At 68.3% G+C, this 24,978-nt stretch carries 24 protein-coding genes and 1 pseudogene; 8 read left to right on the forward strand and 17 right to left on the reverse strand.

From position 1 onward, the window contains the following. Positions 1-213 precede the first annotated feature (213 nt). Together ACQR3U_RS10595 and ACQR3U_RS10600 are read left to right on the forward strand one after the other, a co-directional pair. Positions 214-2,532 carry a HelD family protein gene (locus ACQR3U_RS10595; RefSeq protein ID WP_006553986.1) on the forward strand — a complete coding sequence of 773 codons (2,319 nt, stop codon included), beginning with the start codon at positions 214-216 and terminating at the stop codon, positions 2,530-2,532. A 111-nt stretch (positions 2,533-2,643) separates the two neighbouring features. Further along, positions 2,644-3,063: a DUF732 domain-containing protein gene (locus tag ACQR3U_RS10600; RefSeq protein ID WP_033097705.1), complete on the forward strand. Its 420-nt coding sequence runs from the start codon at positions 2,644-2,646 to the stop codon at positions 3,061-3,063. 4 nt (positions 3,064-3,067) lie between these two features. Here the strand turns inward: ACQR3U_RS10600 and ACQR3U_RS10605 are convergent, their stop codons facing one another. From ACQR3U_RS10605 to uvrB, 3 genes are all read right to left on the reverse strand, one after another. Further along, positions 3,068-3,520: a universal stress protein gene (locus tag ACQR3U_RS10605; protein WP_006553987.1), complete on the reverse strand. Its 453-nt coding sequence runs from the start codon at positions 3,518-3,520 to the stop codon at positions 3,068-3,070. Between the two features lie 156 nt (positions 3,521-3,676). After that, a complete protein-coding gene (locus tag ACQR3U_RS10610; protein ID WP_230810535.1) occupies positions 3,677-4,549 on the reverse strand; it encodes an SCO6745 family protein in 873 nt (290 codons plus the stop codon). A 45-nt stretch (positions 4,550-4,594) separates the two neighbouring features. Then, a complete protein-coding gene (gene uvrB, locus ACQR3U_RS10615) occupies positions 4,595-6,754 on the reverse strand; it encodes an excinuclease ABC subunit UvrB (RefSeq protein WP_006553989.1) in 2,160 nt (719 codons plus the stop codon). Between the two features lie 69 nt (positions 6,755-6,823). Between uvrB and ACQR3U_RS10620 the strand changes: the two genes are divergently transcribed. From ACQR3U_RS10620 to ACQR3U_RS10630, 3 genes are all read left to right on the forward strand, one after another. Then, positions 6,824-7,342 carry a DUF402 domain-containing protein gene (locus tag ACQR3U_RS10620; protein WP_037216870.1) on the forward strand — a complete coding sequence of 173 codons (519 nt, stop codon included), beginning with the start codon at positions 6,824-6,826 and terminating at the stop codon, positions 7,340-7,342. Positions 7,343-7,804: 462 nt separating this feature from the next. After that, positions 7,805-9,559: a sodium:solute symporter family protein gene (locus ACQR3U_RS10625; RefSeq protein WP_230810534.1), complete on the forward strand. Its 1,755-nt coding sequence runs from the start codon at positions 7,805-7,807 to the stop codon at positions 9,557-9,559. Further along, positions 9,556-9,687, forward strand: a complete 132-nt coding sequence (locus ACQR3U_RS10630) for a putative transporter small subunit (RefSeq protein ID WP_006553992.1) — start codon at positions 9,556-9,558, stop codon at positions 9,685-9,687. The genes ACQR3U_RS10625 and ACQR3U_RS10630 overlap by 4 nt, the downstream gene beginning before the upstream one ends. Before the next feature lie 3 nt (positions 9,688-9,690). Here the strand turns inward: ACQR3U_RS10630 and ACQR3U_RS10635 are convergent, their stop codons facing one another. Next, a complete protein-coding gene (locus ACQR3U_RS10635) occupies positions 9,691-10,101 on the reverse strand; it encodes a LuxR C-terminal-related transcriptional regulator (RefSeq protein WP_230810533.1) in 411 nt (136 codons plus the stop codon). Between the two features lie 340 nt (positions 10,102-10,441). Here ACQR3U_RS10635 and ACQR3U_RS10640 point away from each other — a divergent pair, with 340 nt between their 5' ends. Beyond that, on the forward strand, positions 10,442-11,059 hold the full coding sequence (locus tag ACQR3U_RS10640; RefSeq protein WP_308251508.1) for an RNA polymerase sigma factor: 618 nt from the start codon (positions 10,442-10,444) through the stop codon (positions 11,057-11,059). A gap of 191 nt (positions 11,060-11,250) precedes the next feature. On the opposite strand, the gene ACQR3U_RS10645 is transcribed toward ACQR3U_RS10640, so the two are convergent. From ACQR3U_RS10645 to ACQR3U_RS10690, 10 genes and pseudogenes are all read right to left on the reverse strand, one after another. Next, positions 11,251-11,904, reverse strand: coding sequence for a TetR/AcrR family transcriptional regulator (locus tag ACQR3U_RS10645; protein ID WP_230810532.1), 654 nt, complete (start codon positions 11,902-11,904; stop codon positions 11,251-11,253). 239 nt (positions 11,905-12,143) lie between these two features. After that, positions 12,144-12,806, reverse strand: a complete 663-nt coding sequence (locus ACQR3U_RS10650) for a CE1759 family FMN reductase (RefSeq protein WP_033097666.1) — start codon at positions 12,804-12,806, stop codon at positions 12,144-12,146. After that, the gene (locus tag ACQR3U_RS10655; RefSeq protein WP_230810531.1) at positions 12,803-13,945 is read right to left on the reverse strand and encodes an LLM class flavin-dependent oxidoreductase; all 1,143 of its coding nucleotides are present in this window, start codon (positions 13,943-13,945) and stop codon (positions 12,803-12,805) included. Before ACQR3U_RS10655 ends, ACQR3U_RS10650 begins: the two co-directional genes overlap by 4 nt. 97 nt (positions 13,946-14,042) lie before the next feature. Beyond that, positions 14,043-15,260: a dephospho-CoA kinase gene (gene coaE, locus ACQR3U_RS10660; RefSeq protein ID WP_230810530.1), complete on the reverse strand. Its 1,218-nt coding sequence runs from the start codon at positions 15,258-15,260 to the stop codon at positions 14,043-14,045. 67 nt (positions 15,261-15,327) lie between these two features. Further along, on the reverse strand, positions 15,328-16,140 hold the full coding sequence (locus tag ACQR3U_RS10665) for a DUF5602 domain-containing protein (protein ID WP_230810529.1): 813 nt from the start codon (positions 16,138-16,140) through the stop codon (positions 15,328-15,330). Between the two features lie 47 nt (positions 16,141-16,187). After that, positions 16,188-17,576 carry an FAD-binding oxidoreductase gene (locus ACQR3U_RS10670; RefSeq protein WP_230810528.1) on the reverse strand — a complete coding sequence of 463 codons (1,389 nt, stop codon included), beginning with the start codon at positions 17,574-17,576 and terminating at the stop codon, positions 16,188-16,190. Further along, positions 17,573-18,130 (reverse strand): hypothetical protein, encoded by a 558-nt coding sequence (locus tag ACQR3U_RS10675; protein ID WP_230810527.1) that lies wholly within the window; start codon positions 18,128-18,130, stop codon positions 17,573-17,575. Before ACQR3U_RS10675 ends, ACQR3U_RS10670 begins: the two co-directional genes overlap by 4 nt. Positions 18,131-18,243: 113 nt before the next feature. Then, positions 18,244-18,543: pseudogene (locus ACQR3U_RS10680) on the reverse strand (AfsR/SARP family transcriptional regulator); the annotation flags it as partial. A gap of 81 nt (positions 18,544-18,624) precedes the next feature. Further along, positions 18,625-19,035, reverse strand: a complete 411-nt coding sequence (locus tag ACQR3U_RS10685; RefSeq protein ID WP_230810526.1) for a hypothetical protein — start codon at positions 19,033-19,035, stop codon at positions 18,625-18,627. Then, positions 19,032-19,940: an MFS transporter gene (locus tag ACQR3U_RS10690; protein ID WP_230810525.1), complete on the reverse strand. Its 909-nt coding sequence runs from the start codon at positions 19,938-19,940 to the stop codon at positions 19,032-19,034. The genes ACQR3U_RS10685 and ACQR3U_RS10690 overlap by 4 nt, the downstream gene beginning before the upstream one ends. A gap of 294 nt (positions 19,941-20,234) precedes the next feature. Between ACQR3U_RS10690 and ACQR3U_RS10695 the strand changes: the two genes are divergently transcribed. Next, positions 20,235-20,447, forward strand: a complete 213-nt coding sequence (locus ACQR3U_RS10695) for a hypothetical protein (RefSeq protein WP_016934979.1) — start codon at positions 20,235-20,237, stop codon at positions 20,445-20,447. Positions 20,448-20,622: 175 nt separating this feature from the next. Here ACQR3U_RS10695 and rpsA read toward each other — a convergent pair whose 3' ends face one another. Continuing rightward, positions 20,623-22,083 carry a 30S ribosomal protein S1 gene (gene rpsA, locus ACQR3U_RS10700; RefSeq protein WP_006554003.1) on the reverse strand — a complete coding sequence of 487 codons (1,461 nt, stop codon included), beginning with the start codon at positions 22,081-22,083 and terminating at the stop codon, positions 20,623-20,625. Positions 22,084-22,302: 219 nt separating this feature from the next. Here rpsA and ACQR3U_RS10705 point away from each other — a divergent pair, with 219 nt between their 5' ends. After that, a complete protein-coding gene (locus tag ACQR3U_RS10705; RefSeq protein ID WP_006554004.1) occupies positions 22,303-23,211 on the forward strand; it encodes a class I SAM-dependent methyltransferase in 909 nt (302 codons plus the stop codon). 7 nt (positions 23,212-23,218) lie between these two features. On the opposite strand, the gene ACQR3U_RS10710 is transcribed toward ACQR3U_RS10705, so the two are convergent. Both ACQR3U_RS10710 and ACQR3U_RS10715 read right to left on the reverse strand, forming a co-directional pair. Further along, entirely contained in the window at positions 23,219-23,992 is a 774-nt protein-coding gene (locus tag ACQR3U_RS10710) for an amino acid ABC transporter ATP-binding protein (protein WP_019289663.1), read from the reverse strand. Beyond that, on the reverse strand, positions 23,989-24,975 hold the full coding sequence (locus ACQR3U_RS10715; RefSeq protein WP_019289664.1) for an amino acid ABC transporter permease: 987 nt from the start codon (positions 24,973-24,975) through the stop codon (positions 23,989-23,991). The genes ACQR3U_RS10710 and ACQR3U_RS10715 overlap by 4 nt, the downstream gene beginning before the upstream one ends. Positions 24,976-24,978 lie beyond the last annotated feature (3 nt).

The raw sequence follows: 24,978 nt of genomic DNA on the forward strand, positions 1-24,978 counted from the left end.
CGGGAATGAACGAGAGAAGAACATCGAAAAGAAAAGGTATCCGGGAAAGCCAGGGTGGTGGGGGTGTGAGGGATCCCCACCCCCCCCCACTGCTGTGATCAGGCTTTCTGCCCGTTTTCCTCCTGCGGCGACTAGACTTCTCGGGCACTTTCGTCGACGCGTCACCCCTGCGGCGGCGAGCGATCTCGTCCTGTCTATCCCCGAGGAGTCCCTGTGCCGGTTGATGGCGCGTCCCATCCGGAGCTCGATCGCGAGCAGGCCTACGTGGCGATGCTCTACACGCATCTCGACGGTCTGCGCGACTACGCGAAGACCCGGCTGGCCCGCGTGCTGCGCGAGACCGGAGGCACCCCGCAGGCGCGCAGCGAACGCGAGTCGTACACCCACATGTACACCGAGGACATCGCGAAGTACGACGCCGCCGAGCACGGCTTGTGCTTCGGCCGCATCGATGTGCGGGACGACGGGACGGACACCTCCGGCCCCGTGACGGAGGACGGCGCGGAGACCCGCTACATCGGCCGCCTCGGCATCCTCGACGAGGACAACGACTACGAGTCGCTGCTGCTCGACTGGCGCGCACCCCAGGCCCGCCCGTTCTACCTCGCGACCCCCGCCGCTCCGGACGGTGTCGTGCTGCGCCGCCACATCCGCAGCCGCGGCCGCTCCGTCACCGCACTGCACGACGAGTACCTCGACCTCGACGCCGCGCTCGAGCACGCCGACACCCCACCGGCCGGTGGCGTGGCCGGAGAATCGGCGCTGCTCGCCGCTCTGAACGCCGCGCGTACCGGGCAGATGCACGACATCGTGGCGACGATCCAGGCCGAGCAGGACGCGGTCATCCGGTCCGAGCATCGCAGTGTGCTCGTCGTCCAGGGCGGTCCGGGCACGGGCAAGACCGCGGTCGCGCTGCACCGCGCGGCCTACCTGCTCTACACCTACCGCAAGCAACTGGCCAAGAGCGGCGTGCTGATCGTGGGTCCGAACAGCCGCTTCCTCGACTACATCGGTCAGGTGCTGCCCTCGCTCGGTGAGACCGGCGTGCTGCTGTCGACGGTCGGGGATCTGTATCCGGGGGTCACGCCGACGATCGAGGACGATCCGATGGCCGGCGAACTGAAGGGCTCCCTGGACATGGTGAAGGTGCTCGAGAAGGCGGTCCGCGACCGGCAGGAGGTGCCCCGATCCCCCGTGCAGCTGAGTTTCGACACCTACGCGCTCACCCTCGACCGCACGATCGTGACCCGTGCGCGGGGTCGCGCCCGGTCGTCCCGTCGGCCGCACAACCTGGCCCGGCCGATCTTCGTGAACGGTGTGATCGATGCCCTCGCCGACCAGTTGGCCGGGATCATCGGATCGAACCCGCTCGGTGGCGCGAACCTGTTGAGCCGGGAGGACATCCACGACATCCGGTCCGAGATGCGTTCGGATCCCGACATCGTCGGTGCGATCGACGCGCTGTGGCCGGAACTGTCCCCGCAGCAGGTGCTCTCGGATCTGCTGGCCTCCCGCGACCGGATCGCGTCGGCGGCTCCGGCCCTGACCGACGAGCAGATCGATGCGCTGCACCGTCCCGATGCATCGGGACACTTCAGCGCCGCCGACGCTCCACTGCTCGACGAGCTCGCCGAACTGCTCGGGGTGGACGACGCCGCCGAACGCGAACGCGCGAAGCGGCGCTGGCGCAAGCAGATCGCCGACGCGCAGGGCGCACTCGACATCCTCACCGGTTCGGCACCGCAGGATCTCGAGGACGACCTCGATCCCGAACTGCTCATGGCGTACGACCTGATCGACGCCACCCAGCTCGCCGAACGGCAGAACCACCGTCGTCACGAGACCACGGCGGAGCGGGCGGCCGGCGATCGCACCTGGACGTACGGTCATGTGATCGTCGACGAGGCGCAGGAGTTGTCGGCGATGGCGTGGCGAACGATCATGCGCCGCATCCCGAATCGCTGGATGACCCTGGTGGGCGACACCGCGCAGACCGGGGATCCGGCGGGAACCGAGTCGTGGCAGCAGATTCTCGAACCGTATGTCGCGAACCGGTGGAAGAAGACCGAACTGACGGTCAACTACCGCACGCCGGCGGAGATCATGCGGATCGCGCACGCGGTGCTCGCGGAGATCGATCCCGACCAGGTGCCGCCGCAGTCGGTGCGCGAGTCCGGTTTCGAGCCGTGGTCGCAGCACGTCGAGGCGGACGCGGTGCTCGCCACCGTGCAGGCAGCTCTCGAGGCGGAGACCGGCCCGGGTACGACTGCCGTGCTCGCCCCGGCGCGACTCGTGGGTGCGTGGGAGCACCTCGCGTCCGAGTCGGTCACGGTCGCGACCGTCAAGGAGGTCAAGGGACTCGAGTTCGACGCGGTGCTGCTCGTCGAACCTGCGGAGATTCTCACCGATTCCTCACGCGGGATGAACGACCTGTACGTGGCATTGACCCGCGCTACCCAGCGTCTCGGGGTGGTGCACTCGGAGGCGTTGCCGGAGGTGCTGGCCGGTATCGCCGGACCGACACGCTGCTGAACCGACACGGTTCGGCCGACACCGCCGAGCGGACCCCGGGACCGGCCACCGGACGGTACCGTCCTTCGGGGCAAGGAGATGGGACGGATCATCCGCGGAGGGAACGAACACGTGGCCTATCGGGCAGCGCACCACCGGATACGTCGAGCGGGGTGCGCTGCGATCGCGGCGCTGAGCGGGTTCTTCGTCTCCGCCGCGTGCGGATCGGTCACGCCGACCCAGGACGAGGCGCAGGCCACGACGTCCACGACGTCGGTATCCCCTACCTCGTCGACGCCGCCCGACGCGCGTTTTCTGCGGGTGAAGGAGGCACTGGAGGCGTCCGGTCTGGTCGCCGACGTCACGGACGACACGGTGCTTGCGGTGGTGCGAGGGGTGTGCGACCAGTTGCGCGCGGGCGTGCCGGAGCACGACGTCCTCGTCACGCTCCGGCCGATCGCCGCCTACGCCGCGGGCGCCTCGGGTTCGCGCATGTCGGCGGACGACGCCGCCGCGCGCTATCTCGAAACCGCCCGCGAGGAGTACTGCTGATCCGTCAGCGGACCGTGTGCACTACCAGCACGTCGCACAGGGCCTTGCGGGCGACGTCCGAGGGGACGGAGCCGAGCAGCCGCCCGGTCAGCGTGTTGAGGCCGCGATTGCCGATGACGATGAGATCGGCTTCGACCTCCTCGACGAGCGTGAGGAGCGATTCGACAGGTGCACCGACGATGGGCCGCTCGGTGATCTTGCGGGCGCCGGCGACGGTTGCCTTCTCCCGTGCGGTGCGCAGGATCTCGTAGGTCGGTGCCGAGCCGGTGACCTGGTACGCCTCGTCGCGCAGCGCGTCGGCGGCCTGTGCGGTGTCCTTGGGGTCGGCCGGGTAGTAGGCGCAGGCGATCACCAGTTGGGCGCCCGCGTCGCCGGCCAGAGCAGCTGCCTTCTCCACGGCCCGATACGACGATTCGGAACCATCGGTTCCGACGACTATGGTCCGGTAGGCGCTCATTCATCCTCCATCGAGTGTGTGGTCCATCGACGCGGGCCGCCGATGCCGTCGTCGACGGAGGACACGCACGCTCCCCCGCCATACGCTGCGTCGACAGTAGCGGGATGGGCGGCCCGGGTGGGAGGTTTGGGTCTCATCCCACAATCAGGTTTGATGTTACCGCGCGTCACCGTAACGCGGGCCGAACAGGCCGGCAGGGAATACCTCGGCGTCGACGAAGGCGTCGCGCCACGGCAACGCGAGGTCGAGCAAACGTTCCACCCCCTCCTCACCGAGCGCAGTCCACGGCGCGACCGCCAGGTCGTCGGTGAGATCCTCGACGAGTTCGCGGACCTCGAAGCCCTCACCGGTGAGCTCGCCGCGCTTGTCGAGCAGGCCGCGCCCGCGCAATCCCTTCTCGGCGTCCGCCCACTCGTCCCGCGACCAGCCCCGCAGCTTCCGGGCCGGATCAGTGGCGAACCCGATACCGGTCGCCGTGTGGGTGACGAGCGCATCGAGCCCCGAAAGCCCTGCCGTCTGCAGGGCCGCGATATGACCGTCGCCGCGATACTCGCGCAGCAGGGTCAGGGCGTGCCACAGGCGCAGGTGCGCCTCCTCGGGCCAGGGCAGGTCGGCGTAGGCGGCGTAGAGCGGGCGACCGTCCGGGCCGGGAATCGCCCGCGCCGCGGTGGCCGCGAGGTCCGCCGCCTCGTTCATCTCCGCGGAGCCGAGTACGTCCTGCCCGAGGACCCGTCGATGGAGTGCGTCCAGAGCCCGCAACCGCGCCGCGATGATCGTGGCCGGCTCGGCCGTCTCCCACACTGCCGGGACGGCCGATGCCACCAGGCGGGGCGAGAAGCTGCAGAACGTCGCGGTCACGACCCCGGGGCCGACGGCACCCAGGGGTGCCGATCGCCCACCGAAGTACTGCGCAGCCGGTCCGTCGACACCGAGCGCGGCGAGTTCACCCGCGATCTCCGGCGCGAAGTAGACGACCGAGTGCAGCAGTTCGAGTGCGCGGGCAGCACGCCCGGCGGAAGAGGGATCCATGGGAGTGGACCCTACCGATTCTCCGGCGCCGATCGGGCCGGGCGACTACTTCAGACCCGCGGCGTCCATGCCGCGCAGCTCCTTCTTCAGATCTGAGATCTCGTCGCGAAGCCGTGCGGCCAACTCGAACTGCAGGTCGCGGGCGGCCTGCATCATCTGGTCGGTGAGCTGCTGCACGAGATCGGCGAGCTCGGCGCGCGGCATCGTCGAGGTGTCGCGACCTTCCACCACACCGGAGCTGACGGCCCGTCCGGACTCGCCCTGGGCTCGGCGACCACGCGAAGCGTTGCGGCCGGAGCCGCCCACCTCGACGGCCTCGGTGTCCTCGGCCTCCTGATAGACCTGGTCGAGGATGTCGGCGATCTTCTTGCGCAGCGGTTTCGGATCGAGACCGTGTTCGGTGTTGTAGGCGATCTGCTTCTCGCGCCGCCGTTCGGTCTCCTCGATGGCCCGCGCCATCGAGTCGGTGATCTTGTCGGCGTACATGTGCACTTCGCCCGAGACGTTGCGGGCCGCGCGGCCGATGGTCTGGATCAGCGAGGTCGTCGACCGCAGGAAGCCTTCCTTGTCGGCGTCGAGGATCGCCACCAACGACACCTCGGGGAGGTCGAGACCCTCGCGGAGCAGGTTGATGCCGACGAGCACGTCGTATTCGCCCAGGCGCAGTTGTCGCAGCAGTTCGACGCGGCGCAGGGTGTCGATGTCGGAGTGCAGATAGCGCACCCGGATACCGAGTTCGAGCAGGTAGTCGGTGAGGTCCTCGGCCATCTTCTTGGTGAGGGTGGTGACGAGGACGCGTTCGTCGCGCTCGGCACGTTCGCGGATCCCGTGCACGAGATCGTCGATCTGCCCCTTGGTGGGCTTGACGACGACCTGCGGGTCGACGAGGCCGGTGGGGCGGATGACCTGCTCGACGAACTCGCCGCCGGTCTGTCCGAGCTCGTACGGGCCGGGGGTGGCCGACAGGTAGACCGTCTGCCCGATGCGGGCGGCGAACTCCTCCCAGGTCAGTGGCCGGTTGTCGACCGCCGACGGGAGACGGAAACCGAAGTCGACGAGGTTGCGCTTGCGCGACATGTCGCCCTCGTACATCGCGCCGATCTGCGGCACGGTGACGTGCGACTCGTCGATGACCAGTAGGAAGTCCTCCGGGAAGTAGTCGATGAGCGTCGCCGGCGCGGACCCGGCGGGTCGTCCGTCGATGTGGCGGGAGTAGTTCTCGATGCCGGAGCAGAAGCCGACCTGCCGGATCATCTCGATGTCGTACTGGGTGCGCATGCGCAGACGCTGCGCCTCGAGCAGCTTGCCGCGGTTCTCCAGATCGGCCAGGCGCTCCTCGAGCTCGGCCTCGATGCTCGCGACCGCGCGTTCCATGCGCTCGGGACCGGCGACGTAGTGGGTGGCCGGGAAGATGCGCAGGGAGTCGACCTTGCGCACGACGTCGCCGGTGAGCGGGTGCAGGTAGTACAGCGCGTCGATCTCGTCGCCGAAGAACTCGATCCGCACGGCGAGTTCCTCGTAGGCGGGGATGATGTCGACGGTGTCGCCCTTGACGCGGAACGATCCGCGGGTGAACGCCATGTCGTTGCGGGCGTACTGGACGTCGACGAGCAGGCGCAGCAGCGCGTCGCGCGGCACCTCCACACCGACCTCGAGCTGGATGGACCGGTCGAGATAGGACTGCGGGGTACCGAGACCGTAGATGCACGAGACGGACGCGACCACCACGACGTCGCGGCGGGACAGCAGCGACGAGGTGGCGGAGTGCCGCAGCCGCTCGACGTCGTCGTTGATCGACGAGTCCTTCTCGATGTAGGTGTCGGTCTGCGCGATGTACGCCTCGGGCTGGTAGTAGTCGTAGTACGAGACGAAGTACTCGACTGCGTTGTTGGGCAACATGTCTCGCAGCTCGTTGGCGAGCTGCGCGGCCAGGGTCTTGTTGGGCGCCATCACGAGGGTGGGTCGCTGGACGCGTTCGATGAGCCACGCGGTGGTGGCGGACTTGCCGGTACCGGTGGCACCGAGCAGGACGACGTCCTTCTCCCCCGCCCTCAGCCGGCGCTCGAGCTCGTCGATGGCGGCCGGCTGATCGCCGGCCGGTTCGTACTCGCTGACGACCTCGAAACGGGCCTCGGTGCGCTCGATCTCACCCACCGGCCGGAACTCGGAGTGTGCGACGACGGGATGCTCACTTGCGAACGCCATGGAATCCAGAGTAAGCGCTCCCACCGACACGCATCGCGGTCCTGCGTGCGGCGCGGTTCGCACGCTAGCGTGCATCCCGTGTCCGCGACCCCGCATCCCGTGAAGACCGAGATCTTCGACGTCGCCACGAAGACCAACATCGACCCCAAGGGCTTCGCGCGGGCTGTCGACGAGTACCGCGTCGAGGAGTGGGGGCTGTACATGGCGCGATCGTCCGACCACCCGCAGTTCCACTATCTCGAATCGTGGTTGCTGCCGGACCTGCGTCTGCGGGCCTCGATCTTCCATTTCACGCCGGGCAACGAACGCGACCAGGACCGCTACGTCGACGTCGGTGAGTTTCGGCGCGACGGCGACGTCTGGTACTCCCACGACCACTATCTCGACCTGATCGTCCGCACGGGCCGCGACACGACGGTCGAGGACATCGACGAACTGGTGGTCGCGGTCACCACCGGGATGATCGACGCGGCGGCGGCCGAGACGGCGATCGACACGGCACTGCGGGCGGTGGACGGCATCGCCGCGCACGGCCACGACCTCGACGCGTGGCTGCGGGAGCGGGGCGCGCCCGTCTCCTGGCGCTGACGCGCACCACCGCTGCGCAGGTGCCGTCACCTGCGCAGACAGCGGGGGCGCAGGAGCGAAAAAGTTACTGCCGCAAAGGACATGGTAATCTGCCCCGGCCGGCGAAGCAGTGCACCGAGAAGGCGACCATCGGGGCCGGCCCGGATCGCCCCTCCGCGTGCACATCACCCGACCGAGGACACCCCTCGCGCCGGCGGCGCGCGCCCGTGCAGCCCACGAGCGCCGACGAGAACGCCGCCGATCACTTCGTCGGCACACGCCCGGATCCGGGCGTGCCCTGCTGGAGCGGTATGCCGCGCCCGCCGGCCCGTGGCCGATCGGGCGCCCGACGCATGCCCACCGTCCGGCGGTGGATCGGACCGACGCCGCAGCGGAACCGACAGACAGGACGCGTGCAGCGCGCCCTGCGTTCCACTGCGCTCCGACGACCGCGGACGTGACGCGAACACGAAGGAGGTCGCAGTGAACGACACCGAGCTCGTTCAGTTCAGCGCCGCGACGATCGTTGCCCTGCTCGTAATCTTCTACGGCGGAACGCTTCTCGTCTCCGCCCGAATCGGGAAGAAGGACGAGAACGCCGACGGCTACATGACCGCCGGCAACAAGGTCGGTTTCGGGGTGTCGGCGGCCAGCATGACCGCCACCTGGATCTGGGCGTCCTCGCTGTACGCGTCGGCGACCTCCGGATACACCTACGGCATCTCCGGCCCGATCCACTACGGGCTGTGGGGCGCGTTGATGATCCTGTTCATCTACCCCTTCGGGAAGCGCATCCGCGCGGTCGCCCCGAAAGCACACACCCTCGCCGAGGTCATGTTCGCCCGGCACGGGCGGTCGAGCCAGCTCATGCTGGCCGGTTCGAATCTCGTCGGCAGCCTCATCAGCCTGATGTCCAACTTCATCGCCGGCGGTGTGCTCATCTCGCTGATCTCGCCGTTCGGCTTCGTCCAGGGTGTCGTCTTCATCGCCGCCGGTGTGCTGCTCTACACCCTGTGGTCCGGCTTCCGAGCGTCCGTGCTCACCGACTTCATGCAGGTCGTGGCGATGCTCGGTGCGGTCGTTGTCATCATCCCGGCGGTCTTCTTCATCACCGGCTTCCCCGACGCGTTCGACGGTGGTTCCGGGAACCTCACCGACCAGCAGAGCGACTTCTTCTCCAGCGATGCCTTCCTGAACCAGGGCGCGCCGTACATCGCCGCCGTGCTCGCGTACGCCATCGGCAACCAGACGATCGCGCAGCGCCTGTTCGCGGTGCGGGAGGATCTCATCAAGCCCACCTTCGTCACCGCGACGATCGGCTACGGCGCCACCGTCATCGGCGTCGGCATGTTCGGTGTGCTCGCGCTGTACCTGGGCATCGACCCGATGGACGGCGACGTCAACAACATCGTGCCGCAGATGGTGGCGTCCTTCCTGCCCACGGCTCTGGTCGTCGTGTTCTTCGTCATGATCATCGGTGCGCTGTCGTCCACGGCCGATTCCGACCTGTCGGCGCTGTCGTCGATCGTCATGGCCGACATCTACGGCCAGAACATCGCCGGCGGCACCCGCAATGCCGATCCCAAGCGGATGCTCTTCATCGGGCGCGCCACGATGGTCGTCGCGACCGCAGCCGCCGTGGCGTTCGCGAGCATGAGATTGAGCATCCTCGACCTGCTCGTGTTCGTCGGCGCGCTCTGGGGTGCGCTGGTCTTCCCCGTCATCGCGAGCTTCTACTGGCACAAGGTCACCAACAAGGCGTTCACGACGTCGGTGCTCGTCGCCCTGGCAGCGTTCCTGCCGGTGCGTTTCGGGTGGTTCCCGATGGACGGGGTGCTCGCCTGGACGGTGGACATCGCATCGGTCGTCGGTGTCGGCGTGATCGCGGGTCTGATGGCATTCGGCTTCTTCGGACTCCGGGCCGCACGCGTCATCGGTGTCGTCGCCGCGGGGGTCGTGGCGCCCTTCGCGCTCGGCTCGGTCCACGACTACGCCGTGCTCAGCGCCTCGCTCGTCGCCTACGCGGTCAGCACGGTCGTGTGCTGGGCGATGTCCGTGAACTCCGACGAGAACTTCGACTTCGAGGTCATCGCGCAGCGTGTCGGTGACTTCGACGTGGCTGCGGACGACGTGACACCCGAAACCGACCCTGCCTCGGCGAACGTCCCTGCCTCGGCGAAAACCCCTGCGTCCGAGACGGACGCCGCGGCGACCACTCCGGAGAAGGAGAACCGATGAGCACGCTCGCACTGACCGTCTACGTCCTGATCTGGCCCGTACTCGTCGCCGGTGTGCTGGCGGCGCTCTGCCGCGGGTTCTTCAAGGAGTGGCTGCAGGCCCGACGGGACGGCGAGGATCTGATCTGACAGTCACCGCAGGATTCCCTCCCGCACGGCTCGGAGGACCGCTTTCGTGCGGTCCCGGGCGCCGAGCTCGAGCAGGATCGACGACACGTGGTTCTTCACGGTGCCCTCGGCCAGGAACAGCACGTCGGCGATCATGCGGTTGCCGAAGCCCTCGGCCATCAACCGCAGCACCTCGAGTTCACGTTCGGTCAACTCCTGCACGACCGGGGTGTCGTCGGGCTGTGGAGCGGAGCGGATCGCGCGCAGCAACCGGTCGGTGATCGAGGGGGCGACGAGCGCGCCACCCTCCTCGAGGGTCCGTACCGCACGGGCGAGTTGCTCGAGCGTGACGTCCTCGAGGAGATATCCCCGGGCTCCGGCACGTAGGGCCGCGAGCACGAGTTCGTCGTCGCCGAAGGTCGTGAGCACGAGCACCGGGACTTCGAGGCTGCGCTCGCGGAGACGGTCGAGGGTCCACGAGCGGTACGTGGCCGAACTCTCGGGCTGCGGCCGGTGGGGAACGAGGCTCCCGAGAACGACTCGCTTCGTACGATGTCACAGCGCTTGACCACCCAGTACGTGAAATTCGTCCGCTCCGAGGAGATAGGCTTGGGCGAGAACTGATCTCGCGGTATTGTCGACGGGTGGTCGACGCTGCCCCCGACGGCGTCGACCACTTCGGGCCGCGAAACGTTCGCAACTCTGCCGCCCGCCGAACCGAGTCTCGAATGCGCATGTGGGGCAATGTGTCTGCTCGGGATGGCGAGGGGGCTCGATGGACGAAGCCGAGTTGATCGAGCGGTGCCGGGCAGGCGATCGGGCAGCGTTCGCCGAGCTCGTCGCACCGTCACGGGAACGCGTGTGGGCGGTCTGCGTCCGGATCACAGGAAACCGGCACGACGCCGAGGATGCACTGCAGGATGCGCTGATCGCGGCGTGGCAGAATCTCGGCAGATTCCGTGGTACAGCAGCATCCGGAACGTGGTTGTATCGCATCGCGAGCAATGCGGCGCTCGCTGTCGTGCGGACGCGACGTGGTGAGGTCCTCGACGAACGGCTCAGGGACGAATACGTCTCCGGGGAAACGCCTCTCACCGAGAGCGTGGTCGACGGTGATGTGGTCCGGCGAGCTTTTCTCCTTCTCCCCGAACAGTTTCGGGTTGTCATCGTGTTGCGTGAGTATGCGCAGCTCGGTTACGCCGAGATCGCAACGCACCAGGGCGTGGGTGTGCAGACGGTGAAGAGCCGGATCAGGCGTGCCCGTATGCAACTCGCCGATCTACTGAGTCCGGCACTGCTCGGCGCCGAAGAGGTTGCCCTCCGACCGACGGTCGGGTCCGCCGACACGGAGGGCACCGAACCGCCGAGGACAACCCGGAAGGATGAGCAATGACGCAGAGCGAACCGATTTCGTTGCCCCGTCGAGGGAATCGATGAGAACGATATCGAGCACCCCGCCATCGACGACCTGCCGATCGAACAACTCGATGATCACGGCAACGACGAGCTGCCGAAGCCGGAATTCGTCGTCGACGCAACCGATCCCGACTCGAGGTAGCCTGCCCTGCAGAGATCCGGCCCGCATCATCGCAGTCCCATCCCGGTCGATCCGAGATCGGCGACCACCTCGTGCAGTGGTCGCCCGACCGGACCGACCGCCAGTAGACCTCGGATCGTCGCCGTGAGGACCATCGTCGAGAATCCTTCGTGGTCGAATTCCGGAAGGTCGCGATGGGCCTCACCCAAGCGTTCGTCGGTGCTCAGCCGTTCGGCGACGTCGTCGCGTTGCTGCCGGAGCCCCGAGATACGCTCGAGCTGCGCTTCCTCGGCGACCGCGAAGTTGATCGCGGTGCTCGCCACCGCACTCGCCAGTGCGACCGCGACGTCGGGTGTGTACCCGCGGCGCACGAGAGCCTCGACCTCGCTCACCATCAGCCGCTGCCCCGCTTCCCCACGCGGGAAGAGGGTCTGCATGTAGGTTCCCAGGCCCGCATGGGCAAGGACGAACGCGCGTAGCTGCAGACCGAACGACAGCAGGTGCCGTTCGATGTCGTGCTCCGGATCGTCATGCAGAACGAGATCGCCGAGCAGACTCTCCCCCACGACGAGTTCGAGTCCCCAGCGACCGTCCACGTGGCGGTACAGCGCCGTTGTGGAGACGCCGAGTTCCGCGGCGACAGCGTTGAGGCTCAACTGGCGCAGCCCGATCGCTCGACCGACACGGATGATGTCCTCCATGTCGATCTTGCGTACACGTCTGCGGACGCCGGCCACCCCGCTCGTTCCTCCGGTCACCTTGAGTTAGACCCCATAACTTAAGGAACTATAGGTGTGGCTTCAGGGAACGGCAAGTCGCCGATTCGTTCTCGGCGGGCTGCACCGGGCGAACGGCCCGGCGGCCGAGCTTCGCTCTCGCCGCGAACCTGCTCAGCGCGCATCCGCCGGCGGACGACCGAACCGGTCCGCGACGTCGGGGCTCACCCCAGGTGACGTCCGAGCAGTTCCCGGAAGGACGGCCCGTCCGTGCGGACCGCGTTTCCCGACACGCGCGGCCGTCCGGCGGGCACGGCGTCCGAGAACCCGCGGGGTGATCCCGTGCTGCGGGTGATCTGCTCGGCGAGTTCGTCCGCCGCCCTGCCGATCCGCCCCTTCAGTGCCGTGGCGGCCTCGCCTGTTCCGAAGTCGTCGGTGGTGGCGAAGACGCCGGTGGGCACGACGAGCGCACGCAGATAGCTCAGCAGCGGCCGCATCGCATGGTCGAGGACCAGTGAGTGTCGGGCGCTACCCGCGGTCACGGCGAGCAACGTGGGCACACCGGTGAGCGTGTCCGGATCGAGCGCGTCGAAGAACATCTTGAACAGACCCGAGTAACCGGCGGCGAAGACCGGGCTCACCGCGATCAGGCCGTCGGCAGTCGCGAGTTGTTCACGGGCTCGTGCGACCGCTGCGGTAGGGACACCGGCGGTGAAGGTGGTGGCCAGATCCATCGCGAGGCTGCGTAATTCGATGACCTCGGTTTCCGCGTCGTCTCCGCGCGTGCCGACCGCGACACGAGTGGCCTCGGCGATGCGGTCGGCGAGCAGACGGGTGGTGGACGGCTCGGCGAGGCCACCGCTGACGACGACGATACGGCGGGTCATCGGGCGTCCGCCTCTTCCGGCACGAGGGCGACGCGGGCCGGGATCACCTGACGGTGCGCCGAGTCGGCTCCCTGCGCGGCGAGCGTGCTGTGTGTGGGCGGGTCGGACGGCACGTGGGCAGGGCGGCGGCGTTCGAATTCCGCTCGCAGTACCGGCACGACCTCCCGGCCGAGGATCTCGATCTGCTCGAGCACGACGTCGAGCGGCAGGCCGGCGTGGTCCATGAGGAACAGCTGACGCTGATAGTCGCCGGCGTAGTCGGCGAAACCGAGCGTGCGTTCGACGACCTGCTCGGGTGTGCCGACGGTCAGCGGTGTCATCGTCGAGAAATCCTCGAGCGACGGGCCGTGGCCGTAGACGGGGGCGTTGTCGAAATAGGGACGGAAGATCCGTTTCGCCTCGGCCTCGGTCTCCGCCATGAACACCTGGCCACCGAGCCCGACGACGGCCTGGTCTGCGGCACCGTGACCGTACTGCTCGAACCGCTGCCGGTAGAGAGCGATCATCTGCTGGATGTGTTCCTTGTTCCAGAAGATGTTGTTGTGGAAGAAGCCGTCGCCGTAGAAGGCGGCCTGTTCCGCGATCTCGGACGAACGGATGGAACCGTGCCAGACGAAGGGCGGGGTGTCGTCGAGCGGCCATGGGGTGGAGGTGTAGCCGTGCAGCGGTGTGCGGAACTTGCCCTCCCAGTCGACGATGCGTTCGCGCCAGAGCCGTCGCAGCAGGTGGTAGTTCTCGATGGCGAGCGGGATGCCCTGCCGGATGTCCTTGCCGAACCACGGGTAGACCGGTCCGGTGTTCCCGCGTCCCATCATGAGGTCGACGCGGCCGCCGGACAGGTGCTGGAGCATCGCGAAGTCCTCGGCGATCTTCACCGGGTCGTTGGTGGTGATGAGGGTGGTCGCGGTCGAGAGGATGAGCTTCTCGGTCCTCGCGGCGATCCAGCCGAGCATCGTCGTCGGCGAGGACGGGACGAAGGGGGGATTGTGGTGCTCGCCGGACGCGAAGACGTCCAGGCCCACCTCCTCGGCCTTCAGCGCGATCTTCGTCATCGCGACGATGCGCTCATGTTCGGTGGGGACCCGGCCCGTCGTGGGGTCGCGCGTGACGTCGCCGATGGTGAAGATGCCGAACTGCACGGTCGAACCTCCGTCAAGTAGTTGAACTGTCAACTATTCTAACGGGCGGGTCGCCCGGAAGATTCCCGGGCGGGTCTCCGCCCGGGATCCGGACCCCCTAGGCCGACCAGCCGGTGCTCTCGGCCCACTCCCACGCGCGGTGATGCGCCCGGTCGAACCACGGCGCCTTGAGCGCTGCGTAGGTGGCCGCCGCCTCGGCACGATCCGTCTTCTGCGACGCCCCGACTGCGGCATCGGCCTTGAGGTCGGCGTACTCGCGCTTCGCGGTGTCGACCGCGGACAGCCAGTCGCGCAGTAGCAACGCGAACTGCTGGGCGGGCCAGCCGTCCACCCGGACCGCCACCCGCGCCGGACGGCCGGGATCGGCGCTGCCGTGCAACCGCATCTCCCACACCGCCGGGTCGGTCTCTCCCCCGGCCCCGTAGGACGGTTTCGGATCGTCGGTCACCACATGGTCGATGCGCGGGAAGCCCGCAGCAGCCAAGGCGGGTGCGAGCGCATCGGCTGCCGCGAGATCGCCGACGGTGATCTGCAGGTCGATGACGTCGACGCCGGCCAGACCGGGCACCGCGGTGGAGCCCACGTGGTCGATACGCTTCGTCGCGCCCCCGGCTGCGAGGGCCAGCCGGGCGACGAGCCGCTGCGCCTGCCGATGCCATTCCTCGCGCGCGGGCACGAGAACCGGATCCGCCTCGACCACCACACCGGTGCGCAGATTTCTCTCGAACGGCACCAGGCGATCGTTCCACAGCGTCCGGACCTGCTCGACCAGCACCTGCTGATCACCGGTGTTGTCGAGCCACACGTCGGCGACCTCGCGTCGCTGTTCCTCCGTCGCCTGCGCCGCGATCCGCGCGCGGGCGTCCGCCTCGGGCATGCCGCGCAGTTCGACGAGACGCCGGATCCGCTCCGCCTCGTCGGCGTGCACGACGGCGACGAGGTGGAAGGCCGGCGCCATCCCGCCCTCGACGAGCAACGGGATGTCCTGCACGACCACCGCGTCGTCGGGCGCAGCGGCGACCAGCTCGGCGGTGCGGCGCCCGACCCGGGGATGGGTGATGGCGTTGAGAACCGCGCGCGCGTCCTCGCTGGCGAACGCCTTCGCGGCGAGGGCAGGACGGTCGAGGGTGCCGTCGGGCTGCAGGATGTCCTCACCGAAGGCGTCCACGAGCTCGGCGAGGCCCTCGGAGCCGGGAGCGACGATCTCCCGGGCGACGACATCGGAGTCGACGATCACCGCCCCGAGTTCGACGAGCTCCTTGGCGACGGTCGACTTGCCCGCGCCGATTCCTCCGGTCAACCCCATTCGCAGCACGTTGCCCAGTCTCGCATCACTACGTCACCGAGGCACCTTCGCGGTCCCTACGAGGCCTCGCGCATCGTCAGCCCCGACAGCGCGACGACATACTCGCCGCCTGTTCGTCGAAGTCGACGGTGTACACCGTCGGGTAGTAGCCGGTCCGCCGGTAGGACGACGGTTGTTTCACGATCTCCCGCAGGGACGGCTTCGTCGCCAACCACTCCCGCGTCATCATCGGCTCGATGAAGATGAACTCCCCGTCCCACGATCCGTTGAGCAGCACCTCGGTGAACTCGAAGGAGCCGGGGATCACGTCGTCCGCGGTGTCTGTCCAGTGCATGCCCATGAACGGCACGGTGTTCTCGACGGGTGGACCGGGTGGTGGGATGTATCCCTCCGGAACGTACTCGGGTTCGGGGAGCCGCGCCGCGCGCGCCGCGAAAGCGGTTGCGGCCGGGTCCACCTCGTGGTCGGCGTCCGTCGTGTAGAAGTGCATGTCGAAATGGGGCGCGCCGTAGAGGATCTCCGGGTCGTGCCCGTTCGGGTTCCAGCCCAGCATCACGTGGTCTGAACCGGTGTCCGGAGCACCCGCGGGAAGAGCCGGCATGAGCATCGTCGTGCCGACGCCCGGACCCTCGGGAAGGCCGGTGAGCACGGACTCCGACATCCGGATACCGACCTCGCGCGGTCTCCCGCCGTGATCGACGACGATATATGCGCGGGAGATTCCCTCCCCCAGTTCGTTTTCCGGCCCGTAGAGGGTGGTGACACCGTGGTCGTGCCCTGCCGTCTCCGCACCCTCGGCGGTCGGGACGGATCCGTCGCTGCAACCCGCGAGGGTCAGAACGGTGCAGGTGGAGAAGGCGAGTGCGGTGATCGATCGAGAAGTGCGCATTGCCTGCCTTGCGTGAGTGGATGGGTTCGCGGTGGGAGGTGTCGGTCTCATCGGGGTCGGCGCACGACCTGCCCGACGCGCAGCACACCGTGGGTGTCGTGCTTGTCGGCGAGAGCGCCGAGCCAGTGCGTGGTGTCGTCGTCGTAGGTCCGCGCGATGCGGTCCGGATCCGAGGTGGCGGTGAAGTTGGGCAGCGACGTGCCCGTGGCCCACGGTGCCAGTGCCCGATCGATGACCTGGATGTGCGCGACGACGACGTCGGCCGAGGGTGGCGCGAGGACGCCGCTGACGAAGAGGGAGAAGGCGGCGTCGCGGTGGCAGAAGGCGCTGCGATGCCGTGGTTCACGTGCCAGCGCTCCGCCGAGGAGCCGCATCTCGATGATGGTCTGCGGCGAGTGGGAACCAGGTCCCGCCACCGAGAGCAATACGTCGATCGCGTCGTGCGTCAGTTCGCGTGTCAGCGCACTGTGTTCGTGGACGGGCATCGGGTCGACCGGGTCGGCGTGCACTGCTCCCAGTGCCGTGTACGGCAGGGTGCCGATGCCGTCGAGGATCGGGGTCGCGACCGTGCGCAGCGCGCCGAGGATCTCCTCGGACTCGGCTTCGCCGGCGACGCTCGCGAAACGGACGGCCACGGTGGCGCGACCGGCCAGCGGTTCCGGGACTCCCGGCAGCGGTGGCAGTTGAAGGAAGGCCAGCGAGGTCGAACTGTGCTCGGGCAGGCCAGCGCACAGGTCCAGCCAGGCGTGCGCCACCGCGTCCGCGTCGGCGCCGTCGAAATACAGCGCGCCACCGTAGAAGTGCGGCAGGAGCACGAGATCGATCTCCACCGCGGTGACGATCCCGAGGGTCGCCTTGCCGCCGCGCAGGCCCCAGAACAGTTCGGCGTGCTGTTCGGAAGTCACCCGGAGCAGGTCTCCGTCACCGGTGACGAGATCGAAGGCCAGCACGTGGTCGGAGGAGAGTCCGTAGGTGCGGACCAATGGGCCGATGCCCCCGCCGGTGAGGAAACCGGCCGCGCCGAGGTGGGGTGCCGATCCGGCGAGCGGGGCCAGGCCGTGGGGTGCGGCGGCGTCGACGACCTGCTGCCACACCAGGCCGGCGCCGAGACGGGCGGTGCGGGTGTCGGGGTCGATCGAGCATTCGGTGAGGCGGCCGGTGTGCACGAGCAGCACATCGTCGCCGAGTGGCACGGCGCCGTGACCGGTGCGCTGCACGGCCACCTTCAGGCCGTGTTCGCCCGCGAACCGGACGGTGGCGCTGACGTCGAGGGCGTTCTCGACCGCGATCACCGCGCGGGGACGGACCGGCACCGCCACGTTCCACGGGGTTGCGACGTCGTAGCCGGGTTCGCCCGGAAGGGAGATCGATCCGGTGACCGCGGTACGGAGAGCCTCGATGGGGTCGGTGCCGACGGTGGGCGTCCGCTGGTTCATGTGCACTTCCTTTCGTCGCACTGGATGGGGTGCGACGAAAGAGTGCCGGGACCGGCTTGGCGGCTTCTTGCGGTGGCGCGGGCCGCCGTCCAAGCGGTCGCCAAGAACCGGTCAGGTGGGGATCGAGCGGGCGTAGGCGGCGAGTCCGAGCATGCCGGTGTGGGCCGCTTCGTCGGCGATCGCGGCGATCTCCCGGCTGCGTTCGGGCGCGTCCGGCCGCAGTTGGGCACGCAGTAACCGGCACCGCAGCAGCGTCGGGGGCTCGATGTGCGGGTCGCGAGGTCCTCGGCCCGATCCAGCAGCGCCGCGGCGTAGTCGGTGCGCCCGAGCAGTGCCTGCAGGCGTGCGCAGACCTCCGCCACCGAACCGATCACCCCGACCTGTCCCACCGTCGCGATGCGATCAGTGAACGGATCGAGGAGCTCGAGGAACATCTCGGCGTAGTCGACGAGGGCGAGGTCGGCGACGACGCGCGCGATGAGTGTGCGATGCCCGAGGGTCGTCCAGGTGAAGGGTGCGCCTTTTGCCGCCCATTGCTCGATGTCGCGGATCACCGTCCCGGTGTCCCGACGGGCGCCGGCGATCGCGATCGCTCCAGGAATCCGGTTCCACGGTGCCGGGATCCGCGCCGGCGAGGGTGCCGTACTCCCATTCGAGGGTGTTGTTGGCCGGGCGGCTGGCGCACGATCGGGGAGGCCGCACCGCTCTCCCCTCGCAGCACCCTGCGCAGATTGGAGATGTACGCCTGGATGCTCGCCATCGCACTGGCAGGCGCCTCGTCCTGCCGCAGGGCGTCGATCAGCCGGTCGGTGGAGATCACCCGCCCCCGGTTGAGCAGCAGGACGGCGAGGACCGCTCGCTGCTTGCGCGGCCCGAGATCGACCTGCGACTCCGACGAGGGCACCGCCGGATCGGCCGTCGACGCGACCCGGACCACCTCCAGCGGTCCGAGCAGTCGGTACATCATGTGGTGCGCCCCCTCGACCCCGGCCGAACTACGCGATCGTTGCAGTGTAAGGACCGTTTTCGCCGGGTGCGCGGCGACTTCTCATCCCGTCACGGCCTGGAGTTCGACCGTGTCGCTCTCGGCGTCCCCGAACACCGGTGCGGTCTGCGGCCGGGGACGCAGGCAGACTGCACACACCACGGTTCCGAGAGCCGCAACGAACGCCGCCGCCACGAGCGCCCCCTGCAGGCCCGACACGAAGTCCTGCGGTGATCCGCCGGGCAACAGCGACTCGGCCGGCAGGAGCATCCAGAGCACCGCGACGCCGACGGCGATGCCGGTCTGACGGAACGCGTCGTTGATACCGGCCGCGAGACCGGAATGCGCCGCGGTGCTCTCCCCGAGGACGATCCCGCTCATCGCCGGGTTGAACACGCCGGCGGCCGCGCAGGCCACGACGAGTCCCGGCAGCAGTACGTACTTCGAACTGTCCGCCTCGGCGACCGTCATCATGAGCAACCCGACGGCGACGAGCGCCAGTGAGCACGACAACGAGACCCACGCAGGGACGACACGATCGAGTTTCGCCGTCGCACCGGCGACGACGAACATGGCGACGGTCGCGGGCAGGTACGGGGCAGCATCGGTTCGGCGGTGCGCATCTCGTGCGCGACGAAGGCGACGAGGGCACCGACAGCGAGCACGAAGGCGATGACGGCCTGCGCATCGGACCACCCGATCTCGTGGCCACGCAGCACGGCGAACACGAACGCCGCCAGCCCCACCGCGGCCAGGAGCTGCCCCGGCACGTCGGCGGCGCGCGGGCGGGGATCTCGCGATTCGGGCACCCAGCGCAGGGTCAGGAGCAGGGTCACGAGACCGATCGGCACGTTGACGAAGAAGATCGCGCGCCAGTCCAGCAGTTCGGTGAGCAGACCTCCGACGAGCGGACCGACCGCGAAGGCGCCGCCGATGGTCGCGCCGTAGGCGGCCAGGGCCGACGCCCGCGCCCGCCCTCGGTCGAAGACGTCGGCGAGGAGGGCGAGCGAGCAGGCGAACAGGACCGCCCCACCGATGCCTTGCACTGCCCGGGCGAGATCGAGGACCCGGATCGTCGGTGCGAGGGCGCACAGGAGCGAGGCGCCCGTGAACCAGACGAGGCCGACGACGAACACTTGGCGGCGGCCGCGACGATCGGCCCACGACCCGGCGCCGAGGACGGCTGTGGCCAGGGCGAGGGTGTAGGCGTCGATCACCCACTGCAGTGAACTGACGCCCGCGTCGAGGTCGACGGCGATCGACGGCAGTGCGGTGTTGACGACGGCGATGTCGAGCATGAGCATCGCCGTCGTCACGCACACCACCAGCAGCGTGATCCGTTTCGTCGCGGTACTTCTCGCGGGGGTCGGTGTGGTCATCGAGAATCCTTCCGTGTCGAGGTGTGTGGACCTCGGACACGGTGCGCCGCGTCGCTTGGGACGAACCGGGTGTACTTCTTGGACGGCCGAGAGAACCGTCGACGTCTCCCCTCGGAGGGGCACCGGGGATCACACATCGATCACGGCGGGGTCACGAGGCGGTCGCAACGCCGCTCGGAAACTGGACACACCCCCTTCTACCTGGGGTAAATGCGGAGAATTCGACCGACTGTCCGATATCGTCGTTGCGAAGCATCCGTCCCGGCTCGTCCGGAGCATTCGAGAAGGCAGGCCATGCGATCCTCCACCTCAACCACAGGTCGGCATCGCCTCGGCATGGAAAACGGTGTTCACTGCATCCTCATCCCCGAGGTCGCTGCCGCCCTCGCCGAGCACCGGCGGAACTGGTTCACCGCGCTGCTGACGAACGCGCGCCACAGCCACGCCGCGATGCGCAAGCGAGCGACGGCCCTACCCGCGCAGTGGGCCACTCCCGCCGTGGGATGAGCTCGCCGTGAGTTGAGCACCTGCTATCGACGACACACGAAGACCGGCCCCCTCCGATTCGGAGGGGGCCGGTCCCGTTGTGGCCCGGGAGCCCTTGTGCCACAGCAACAATGACCCCCCGGAACGCGGACGACCCCGCACCGAACAGTGCGGGGTCGTCCGTCGAAGCGCTGTATCAGGCGTTACCCGACAGCTTCTCGCGCAGAGCGGCGAGCTGGGCGTCGCTCGCGAGCGATCCACCGGTGGTCTCCGGAGCCGCCTCGGCACCCGACTCGGAGGAGTAGTTGCTACCGGACACGCCGGCCGCAGCCTCGGCGGCCTCGTCGGCAGCCATCTTCTCGATCTGAGCGGTGTGCATCTTGTGGCGACGCTCGGCCTCCGCGTAGCGGGACTCCCACTCCTCACGCTGCTTCTCGTAGCCCTCGAGCCATTCGTTGGTCTCGGGATCGAAGCCCTCGGGGAAGATGTAGTTGCCCTGCTCGTCGTAGCTGTCGGCCATGCCGTACTTCGACGGGTCGAACTCGGCCGTGTAGTCCTCGTTCGCCTGCTTCAGCGACAGCGAGATACGACGACGCTCGAGGTCGATGTCGATGACCTTGACCATCGCGTCGTCGCCGACAGCAACGACCTGGTCCGGGACCTCGACGTGGCGCTCGGCCAGCTCGGAGATGTGGACGAGGCCCTCGATGCCCTCCTCGACGCGGACGAACGCGCCGAACGGAACGAGCTTGGTGACCTTACCCGGCACGATCTGACCGATCGCGTGGGTGCGGGCGAACTGGCGCCACGGATCTTCCTGCGTCGCCTTGAGCGACAGGGAGACGCGCTCGCGGTCGAGATCGACGTCGAGAACCTCGACGGTGACCTCGGTGCCGACCTCGACGACCTCGGACGGGTGATCGATGTGCTTCCAGGACAGCTCGGAGACGTGCACGAGGCCGTCGACACCGCCGAGATCGACGAAGGCGCCGAAATTGACGATGGAGGACACGACGCCCTTGCGGACCTGGCCCTTCTGGAGCTGGTGCAGGAACTCGCTGCGAACCTCGGACTGGGTCTGCTCGAGCCATGCGCGGCGCGACAGGACCACGTTGTTGCGGTTCTTGTCGAGCTCGATGATCTTGGCCTCGATCTCCTTGCCGACGTAAGGCTGGAGGTCGCGGACGCGTCGCATCTCGACGAGCGACGCGGGCAGGAAGCCACGCAGGCCGATGTCGAGGATCAGGCCGCCCTTGACGACCTCGATGACGGTGCCCTTGACGGCCTCGTCCTTCTCCTTGAGCTCCTCGATCGTGCCCCAGGCGCGCTCGTACTGAGCACGCTTCTTGGACAGGATCAGACGGCCTTCCTTGTCCTCCTTGGTGAGAACAAGAGCCTCGACCTCATCGCCCACCGACACGACCTCGTTGGGGTCGACATCGTGCTTGATGGAGAGCTCGCGGGACGGGATGACGCCTTCGGTCTTGTAACCGATGTCGAGCAGCACCTCGTCGCGGTCGACCTTGACGATGGTGCCCTCGACGATGTCGCCATCGTTGAAGTACTTGATCGTGGCGTCGATGGCGGCGAGGAAATCCTCGGCGGAGCCGATGTCGTTGACGGCTACCTGCGGCGAGGTGACGGTGGTGGAGGCCATGTGTTGAGTTGCTCCGGACGGGTTGATAGTCGGTTGGTCAAATTCGGTCGGGCACGTGAAACACCCACTGCGATACGGCGATGTGCGAGTCACGGCGAGTTCCTCGTTCGAGCCTGGGGCCGAACTGCGGACACTCGCGATCACCAGGCTACGCGCTTCGAGGGGACCCGGGCAAACCGATATCGGGACCGCTCCCCCGCACCCGATAGGCTCACACCCATGCCGGGCTCCGCGAACCCCCCTTTTCCAGACCTTTCGGGCGTCCCGGAGGGAACCGACGACGAGGCCGCGCGGCACGCGGACGCCGAGACGATCCTCGGCGAGACCCGACCCACCCGGACCCGCCTCGGCTCCCTCGAGAGCGAACGCGCGAACCGGGTCTGGTGGGACGCCGACACCGACGACTACCACCGCACGCACGGCGAGTTCCTGGGCGTGGACTCGGCCGCCGGGGAGTTCGTGTGGTGCCCGGAGGGCCTGCACGAGGGCGATGTGCAGTTGCTCGGCCCGGTTGCCGGACGCGACGTCCTCGAACTCGGGTGCGGTTCGGCGCCGTGCGCCCGCTGGATCGCCGGGCAGGGTGCCCGGGCGGTCGGGCTGGACATCTCCATGGGTATGCTGCAGCGCGGACGCGCGGCGATGACCGGTTCCGGCCCGACGGTTCCGCTCGTACAGGCCGGCGCCGAGAACCTGCCGTTCGCCGACGGAAGCTTCGACATCGTGTGCTCGGCGTTCGGCGCGGTGCCCTTCGTCGCCGATTCCGCCCGGGTGATGCGCGAAGTGGCGCGGGTGCTGCGACCCGGCGGACGGTGGGTGTTCTCCGTGAACCACCCGATGCGGTGGATCTTCCCCGACGATCCGGGCGAACAGGGCCTGGTCGCGATGTTCCCGTATTTCGACCGGACCCCCTACGTCGAGGTGGACGCGACGGGCCGGGCGACCTACGCCGAGCACCACCGCACCGTGGGCGACCGGGTGCGCGAACTCGTCGCCGCCGGCCTCGAGGTCTACGACATCGTCGAACCCGAGTGGCCCGAGCATCTCGACCGCGAGTGGGGACAGTGGAGCCCGCTGCGCGGTTCGATCTTCCCGGGCACCGCCATCTTCTGCAGCCGCAAACCCACCTGATCCCGACTCACAGCAGCCGGGACAGGAACTCCCGGGTCCGGCTCTCCTTCGGGTCGGCCAGCACCTGGCGGGGATCACCGGCCTCGACGACCACGCCGCTGTCCATGAACACGAGCTGATCGGCGACCTCCCGCGCGAAGCCCATCTCGTGCGTGACGACGACCATCGTCATGCCGCCGTCGGCGAGATCGCGCATCACCGCGAGCACCTCGCCGACGAGTTCGGGGTCGAGGGCCGAGGTGGGCTCGTCGAACAGCATGAGCTTGGGATCCATGGCGAGCGCGCGGGCGATCGCGACGCGCTGCTGCTGGCCGCCCGAGAGCTGCGCGGGATAGGCGTCGACCTTGTCGGCCAGCCCGACCCGCGCGAGCAGGTCCCGGGCCTTCTCCACCGCCTCGTCACGCTTGAGCTTCTTCACGAGGATCGGCGCCTCGATGATGTTCTCGAGCACGGTGCGGTGCGGGAACAGGTTGAAGTGCTGGAACACCATGCCGATGTCGCGGCGCTGCTTCGCGGCGGCCCGCGGGTGCAGTTCGTACAGTTTCGAACCCCGTTCGGCGTAACCGACGAGATCGCCGTCGACGTACAGGCGACCGGCGTCGACGCGTTCGAGGTGGTTGATGCACCGCAGGAAGGTCGACTTGCCGGATCCGGACGGACCGATCAGGCAGGTCACCTGGCCGCGCCCCACCTCGAGCGAGATGCCCTTGAGCACCTTGACGGCGCCGAAACTCTTGCAGACCCGGTCGGCCCGCACCATCGGCGTCTCGACGGACGTCATATGTGTTCCTCCCCCGGTGCGCCGGGCTTCGGCGTCGGCTTGCCGGCCTCGGCGACCGGTACGTTCTGTGCGTCGGCGAGTGCCTGCAGCTGACGGGCCGTGAGCTGCCGGCTCAGGCCCTTCGAGTAGTGCCGCTCGAGGTAGTACTGGCCGATCATGAGCAGGCTGGTGATCGCCAGGTACCAGGTCGCGGCGACGAGCAGCAGCGGGATCGGCTGGAAGTTCGCACCCGAGATGTCGCGGGCACGGCCGTACAGCTCGAGGCTGTAGGGCACGGCGGCGACCAGCGAGGTGGTCTTGAGCATGCTGATCAGCTCGTTGCCGGTCGGCGGGATGATGACCCGCATCGCCTGCGGCAGGACGGTGCGGCGGATGGTCTGCGACCACGACATGCCGAGCGCCGTGGACGCCTCCAGCTGCCCCTCGGGCACGGAGGTGATGCCGGCGCGCACGATCTCCGCCATGTAGGCCGCCTCGTTGAGTGCCAGGCCGATGACGGCGAACAGGAACGCCGCGTTCAGACCCTGCACGTCGATGTGGACGAACTGGTGGACGAACGGGATCCCGAGGTCGATCTGCTTGTAGATCGACGGGAACAGTCCCCACAGCACGAGTTGGACGTACACCGGGGTACCGCGGAAGACCCACAGGTACAGCCACGCGACGGAACGCAGCACGGGATTCGGGGACAGACGCATCACCGCGAGCACCACGCCGAGGACGACGGCGATGGCCATGGCGAGCACCGTCAGCTGCACGGTCTTCCACGCGGCTGCGGTGATGCGGGCGTCGAACAGGTACCGGGCGTAGATGTCCCAGCGGTAGGCCTCGTTGGTGGCCGCTCCCCAGGCGAACAACCCGAGTGCGATCAGGACGATCGCGCCGGAGATCCATCGTCCGGGATGTCGCAGGGGTACTGCGCGTATCGGCTCCGGGTCGTCCGGTCGCGGTTCCGCGGAGCTCGCGGACGTGGACTCGCTCATGGT

This window comes from Rhodococcus sp. IEGM1339, assembly GCF_050321925.1.
Lineage (GTDB): Bacteria > Actinomycetota > Actinomycetes > Mycobacteriales > Mycobacteriaceae > Rhodococcus > Rhodococcus pyridinivorans.